We start from the raw sequence: 3,922 nt of genomic DNA on the forward strand, positions 1-3,922 counted from the left end.
GTGGCCAAAGGGGGCAGGCGAAGAATACATAAAATCCTTCAGCGGTGATGGAATCTATCCCACTGAGGAAGGCTACCCTGGTAGCGGAAAGATAGGTCTCTGCCCCGAGGGATACTGGTCGCGAGACGGAGCTGGACCACTCGACTGGAACAAATACTTCTACACATTCATCAGCTACGACCGGGATGCTAAGGTTCGTATCGAAGCATGGGAAGACGACGATATCGATGGGGATGACCAATACCCGACTTGGCAATGGTACTGGTCGCCATCCCAATGGCACCAATACATTAACCAAGGATGGTACTGGGGAGGCTACCGCGTTGACCTCGGTGACTGCCGCTACACAGTCTACTTCCGCATAGACACAGTCTCATGGTAAAGAATAAAAAACACCATATCCTCCTCACCTCTTTTTTTATTTGTTATGAAAAACTTGATATTTTCATATCTTGTCTAAGAAGCGAAGCTTATGTAGGTTTACCATAAAAAACATTTTCATTCAGTCGGAGAGGGGATAAACCAGGTAGCCGGTGTTCCTCAAGACTTCAGCCATGTTCTCCAAGGAGGGTTTGGGGCAAGTGGTGGGTTGAGAGGGCCTGTCGGATTTGTGCATGGTTTATCATGGTTTGTTTCTTTTTCTTCTGCTTTCTATTTATTCATTCTTCATGGCGTCTTCTACGTTGTCATATTCTTTTTTCTCGTTTCCAGAGTAGACGGTTACTTTATCATTGCCTATCGCTACAACCTTCGCGCTTCCGCCTACCGATGCCATTGCTTTCGCCAATAGGCAGGCTCTTAAATCGGCATAGATGCATTTTTCGGCGTGCCGCGCCATCGTTGGCTCGTAGTATTCTTCGTTCTCAAGGATTTCGTGGCCGAACGTCAGGTTTATCGGTTCCTCACCAAACTTTGTTAGTACCTTGCCTTCGCTCCAAAGCTTGCGGATGTGGAGTGCGACTTTCTCCCAGTACTCTTCAGGACTTAGGTTATGTTTTATTTTTATGCATTCAATCCACGTTTCTGGTAATTCTAATTCGCTTCCGTCTTCAAAGGTTATCTTCATTCTTTATCTTCTCCTCTATTCTTTCTAGTTCTTTAATCGTTCTTCTTGGATTCAACACCATTTTTGGCGAATGCTATTAAGGTTGAGATCAAAACTATCGCAAGTTTCCGCCACTGTTGCTGGATGATACCTTGCCCAGTTTACATTGGCAAGAGGGTCTCCCGAATCTTTCTTTGTTATTTTATCTCTTATTTACATCATATAAACCACCCTGTTCTCCCTTGAAAAACACTTCTTTACACGCCTAAGATAGGCTTTCGCCACACTGCGAATAAAAGAAATATACTTCTCTGCAATCCCGTCTCTCCCGTTCATCAAAAAATTCACTAGTTTCTTCTCACAGAGCCTTTTTATCCCTTGTGTATCGTTCTTCCTTCATATGAGATCATTCTTTTTAATGAAGTCAAGTTCTACGCTAAAAACTTTTTTAAAGGCTTCATTCGCAAGCTCCTTAAACTCGGGAAAGTCTTCGTAGAACAGCTTAAGCAACCTCGATACACAGTACTCGCATCCACCATCGGCTGCAAACAGTATTCTGATAACCTTCTCTGCTTCCCTCCTGTTCATAATATAACCTCCATCTGAAACCACAATAACTTTCTTCAGTAACGCTTCTATTTCTTTCGCATCCCATATCCTTTTCCTTCATGTATCTCGTACGGAGTCTAGCTTGAGTTTTAACGGTCACATTTTTAAAATTTGAGTCGCTTACTTTTATTTGGGAGCTGGTATGCTTGTTCGATGATACGAGGTCTAGGTTTTTAGGATGCTTGATTGGATGTGCAGTTGGCGATGCTTTGGGCTGCCGTCTTGAAGGCTTAGCAAGCTTGGATGTAGAGAGCGTTTTCGATGGACGGTGGACTGACGATACTCATATGATGATTGGCGTGGCGGAATCCCTGATTGCCAATAAAGGTTTCAATGGGAATCACATGGCACAAACTTTCATTAAAAACTATGAGCAGGAGCCTTGGCGTGGTTATGCCAGCGGTCCGCCTAAAGTTTTTAGGTGGATAAAGTCGGGTGTTCCCTGGGATGAGGCTGCGAAGCAACTGTTCGGTGGAGCTGGTTCTTATGGTAACGGTGCAGCCATGAGGGTCGCTCCGGTGGGTCTCCTTTATTATGATGACACCGAGAAGCTGCGGTTTGTGGCCCATGCCCAGAGCATGATAACCCACACCCATGAGCTTGGAACAGAGGGTGCAGTCATTCAAGCCTATTCTGTAGCCCTAGCAGTAAAAGCAAGTCAATCCTCAGAATGGGATTCCTACGAGTTTCTGGAAAAATTGATGGGTTTCACGAGTAACGAGACTTACAGGCGGAAGCTTAAAAAGGCCGTTGAACTCCTGAAAGAGGGGGCGGATAGACACAAAGTTGTCAAGGAACTCGGAAATAGTGTTGAGGCCCACAACTCTGTATTAACTGCGGTCTACTGCTTCCTACGCAACTGGGGAAACTTTAAGGACGCAGTTACCTACGCTGTGAACCTAGGAGGAGACACGGACACCATTGGAGCCATGACCGGGGCCATAAGTGGAGCATACCACGGTGTCGAAGCCATACCAGAGCAGTGGAGAAACAAGCTGGAAAGGAGAGCTTACATAGAAAAACTGGCGGAAGACCTGTGGGCACTCAAGTAGGGCTTTAGGCTTCTCCTCCGCCACTTTGCCTCTAGTGTAGGGCAAAGGCTAGGGCGGTTAGGGCTGAGGCTGCCGCTAGATCCATTGCTAGAATGTCGTGGGACACAGGTCCACAACCATGCTTGCAAGCGATAAATTCCTTTGAGGCACCCTCTCTAGCACCAAGGAGAAAACTTATTCGCTTAATTTTTATTGCTGATTCTGCGAGTTGGTGATGTAGAATGATTCGGTTTGGTCCAAAAAAAGGGTGTTTATAGCCTCCTTCGCAGCTTGAAGCCTTATGGTAGAACCGGAGCCGAATAAATCTGGAATCACTTCTGCGAGTTGGCACAAATTAACTAGGCGTTACCTAAGATGGAGAGTAACTTTCGGGAAGGGTTTGATTTTCAGTATTGTTTGATAGGTTTCTCTACCAATCTCGCATATTTTATTCTGGAACCATTTTTGCCTCATCTCTTTAGCCCGTCGAAATCTTTCAAATGGTGCATAGAGAGTTTGGTTGTGTAGGTTAGGGGGTACTCGATTGGTTGATAGCCACTGGATGCCATTTAGGGCATAGGGCCTTGCTGGGAAAATAGGGATTTCTGGCGGTATTTGGGTTTGGACATGTATTCTGCACTCGTGGCTCGTGGGATTTAAATAGTATTTACCCCTATTCTAAGAATTAAGAACAAAACAACAGGATACGTACCGAAGAGCATGATTACCTGCGCCCACAATTGATAAGTGTGTGAAAGCAGCCGTGAAATTGGGTAAAATGTACTTCCGGCACGCTAAGGGTGTGATGAAACGTATAGACACCGCCTCAAAACCCTCATAACGCTGGACCCTTTTTGCATCTGTGGAGTGCCTTGGGTGAATCATGTCAGTCCCTGTTTGAATAGGGAACAATTCATATTCTAAGGTAGCTCTTAAAAATCGGAGGAAAATGGTGAGAAAATGTCCTCGATAACGCCAGAACTATACGAGTTTATAGTTAAAGTGGTAGACGATAGAGTAAAGGAAATAAAGGTAACGAGAGAAGAATTCGACAAACTAACAGCCGCAGTGGACAAACTCGCAGAAGCTCAGCACAAAACCGAGGAACGCCTACAGAGACTTGAAACCACTGTGGAGAGGCTTGCGGAAGCTCAGCAGAGAACCGAGCAGAGGTTGGAGCAACTTGCGGAAGCTCAGCAGAGAACCGAGCAGAGGTTGGAGCAACTTGCGGAAGCTC

Annotated in this window: 7 protein-coding genes and 1 pseudogene; 3 read left to right on the plus strand and 5 right to left on the minus strand. The window is 45.6% G+C overall.

Annotated elements, in window-relative coordinates; all coding sequences use genetic code 11:
- Positions 1-382: hypothetical protein (locus ACUVXA_RS17260; protein WP_445872526.1), on the plus strand; the 382-nt coding region annotated here is incomplete at its 5' end.
- A gap of 273 nt (positions 383-655) precedes the next feature.
- Here ACUVXA_RS17260 and ACUVXA_RS17265 read toward each other — a convergent pair.
- The 3 genes from ACUVXA_RS17265 to ACUVXA_RS17275 all read right to left on the minus strand — a co-directional run bounded on the left by ACUVXA_RS17265 (position 656) and on the right by ACUVXA_RS17275 (position 1,633).
- Positions 656-1,066, minus strand: a complete 411-nt coding sequence (locus ACUVXA_RS17265) for a hypothetical protein (protein ID WP_445872527.1) — start codon at positions 1,064-1,066, stop codon at positions 656-658.
- A 192-nt stretch (positions 1,067-1,258) separates the two neighbouring features.
- Positions 1,259-1,381, minus strand: a complete 123-nt coding sequence (locus tag ACUVXA_RS17270; protein ID WP_445872528.1) for a hypothetical protein — start codon at positions 1,379-1,381, stop codon at positions 1,259-1,261.
- Positions 1,382-1,441: 60 nt separating this feature from the next.
- Positions 1,442-1,633: a hypothetical protein gene (locus ACUVXA_RS17275; protein ID WP_445872529.1), complete on the minus strand. Its 192-nt coding sequence runs from the start codon at positions 1,631-1,633 to the stop codon at positions 1,442-1,444.
- 167 nt (positions 1,634-1,800) lie between these two features.
- Here ACUVXA_RS17275 and ACUVXA_RS17280 point away from each other — a divergent pair, with 167 nt between their 5' ends.
- A complete protein-coding gene (locus ACUVXA_RS17280; RefSeq protein WP_445872530.1) occupies positions 1,801-2,706 on the plus strand; it encodes an ADP-ribosylglycohydrolase family protein in 906 nt (301 codons plus the stop codon).
- 31 nt (positions 2,707-2,737) lie between these two features.
- Here the strand turns inward: ACUVXA_RS17280 and ACUVXA_RS17285 are convergent, their stop codons facing one another.
- Positions 2,738-3,037, minus strand: a complete 300-nt coding sequence (locus tag ACUVXA_RS17285; RefSeq protein WP_445872531.1) for a hypothetical protein — start codon at positions 3,035-3,037, stop codon at positions 2,738-2,740.
- Positions 3,038-3,363: 326 nt separating this feature from the next.
- Positions 3,364-3,570 (minus strand): hypothetical protein, encoded by a 207-nt coding sequence (locus tag ACUVXA_RS17290; RefSeq protein ID WP_445872532.1) that lies wholly within the window; start codon positions 3,568-3,570, stop codon positions 3,364-3,366.
- A 75-nt stretch (positions 3,571-3,645) separates the two neighbouring features.
- Between ACUVXA_RS17290 and ACUVXA_RS17295 the strand changes: the two are divergent.
- Positions 3,646-3,922, plus strand: a pseudogene (locus ACUVXA_RS17295) (hypothetical protein); the annotation flags it as partial.

Source organism: Candidatus Jordarchaeum sp. (assembly GCF_052745115.1).